Annotated in this window: 1 protein-coding gene and 1 pseudogene; both read right to left on the bottom strand. The window is 42.6% G+C overall.

Features of this window, described 5'->3' with window-relative positions; genetic code table 11:
• Nucleotides 1-447 (bottom strand): annotated as a pseudogene (locus U0M88_RS06575) (2-hydroxyglutaryl-CoA dehydratase); the annotation flags it as partial.
• 1 nt (nt 448) lies between these two features.
• On the bottom strand, nt 449-2073 hold a 1625-nt coding region (locus U0M88_RS06570; RefSeq protein WP_331869296.1), incomplete at its 5' end, for an acyl-CoA dehydratase activase-related protein.

Below are 2073 nucleotides of genomic sequence, written 5' to 3'. Positions count from 1 at the left end.
ATATAATACCCTTAACAACATCGGCATCGTGAACTTTAAGCCACTGTCTTTTTCCAGACCGGAAAAATTGACCGAAAGACAAGGAATATGCTCCCAGCCTTCCATCTGCAACGCTTTTCGCAACAAGGAAAGATAGTTACTGGCACGACACCCTCCTGCTGTCTGCGTAATGACTAAGGCCACTTTATTCAGATCGTATTTTCCGCTTTTTAAGGCATCGATAAACTGTCCGATGACCAGCAACGCTGGATAACACGTATCGTTATGGACATGAGCCAGACCTTCCTCTTTGACTTGTTCGCTTTCATTGGACAGGACTTCCAAATGATAGCCGCTTTGTTCAAAGGTTGGTTTCAACAGACGAAAGTGGATCGGCAGCATGCCGGGAACCAAAATGGTATATTGATCTTTTTTCGCATTATCAAACTTCGTATAGTGCGTAGCCATTTTAGTCCTCCTTTCCTTCTTCGATCGCTTCTTTTAAGGAACGCAGACGAATTCTGGCCGCTCCCAGGTTGTCGATTTCATCGATCTTGATCTGGGTATAGAATTTATCCGCATCTTTTAAGATATCTTTGACTTCATCACTGGTGATCGCATCGATACCACAGCCAAAGCTTACCAGTTGCACTAGCTCCATATCCGGATTTTCGCAGACATATTTTGCCGCCTGATACAAACGCGCATGATAGGTCCATTGATTTAAAACATAGACTTTCTGACGATCTTGACGCGGCACGCTTTCTTCACTTAAGACCACAAAGCCCAGTTGCGTTAAAAGCTGGTGGAGCTGATGGTTGATCAAAGGATCCAGATGGTAAGGTCTTCCACATAATACAACCATCGGATGATGATGCGCTCTGGCATAGCTGACCGCATCCAAATGCTTCTGTACTAACTTTTCATGAAACAGCTGACGTTCCAGTAAACCTTCCTGTAAAGCGGTTTTTAACTGCTTTTTCGTATAATGAAGATTAGCTTCCTCCAACGTTTTTTTCATCGTTTTCGCAAAGCTGTTTTCATCATCCAAGCTGATATACGGATATAAGAAGAACTTATCTTCAAATTCCATGTTGGCCGCAATATTTTCCGGATAGTAGGCAACTAAAGGACAGTTAAAATGATTGTCACTTTGATGCTCATCCACGTTGTATGTCATACACGGATAAAATAAGATCTTTTCTTGTCCGTTAATCATCTGTACGATATGTCCATGAACGACCTTGGCCGGGAAGCAGGCGGTATCACTGGGGATCGATTGTTGTCCATCGTAATACATCTTCTGCGTTGTCGGTGTCGTCCATACCACTTCGATCTGCAGGCAGTCAAAAAATTTGGTCCAGAATGGAAGCATATCATAATTATTTAAAACAAGTGGCATGGCGATCTTTTGATCATGCTTGTATTTCAGCTTCTGCTCGTCCAACATCTGCATCTTTTCTTTATAAAGATCCGGCAGTTCTTCTTTTTTCTCTATCGTTTTGATCATCTTGTCACATTTATTCCCTGCGACAAGACGCGTACCATCATTAAAGATATTGATCGTCAAGGAACAGTGATTGGTACATCCATTGCAGGCAACAGACTTAGAGGTATGAGAAAACTGCTCCAGCGCTTTGGCATCTAATACTGAACTCTTGGTACGATGCAGCTTTTGTGCATACAAAGCTGCCCCAAAAGCACCCATCAAATGAGCAATGCTTGGACGGATGACTTCATAGCCCAATTCCTGTTCAAAGCTACGTAAAATCGCATCGTTCTGGAAGGTTCCCCCCTGAACTACGATATGTTTACCGATATCTTCTTTATTTCTGGCACGAATGACCTTATATAGTGCATTTTTTACGACTGACTTACAAAGACCGGCACTGATATCTTCGATCGTAGCGCCATTCTTTTGGGCCTGTTTGACACCAGAATTCATAAAGACCGTACAACGTGTTCCTAAATCAACCGGATGCTTAGACTTCAAGCCTAATTTCGCAAACTCCTTGGCATCATAGCCTAAAGACTTCGCAAAGGTTTCAATAAAAGAGCCACAGCCAGAGGAACAAGCTTCATTTAATACGATGT

The sequence above is a fragment of the Faecalicoccus sp. genome, assembly GCF_036552745.1.
Classification (GTDB): Bacteria; Bacillota_I; Bacilli_A; order Erysipelotrichales; family Erysipelotrichaceae; genus Faecalicoccus.
The sequence above is the reverse complement of the archived record's forward strand: the minus strand, read 5'-3'. Positions and strand labels throughout refer to the sequence as shown.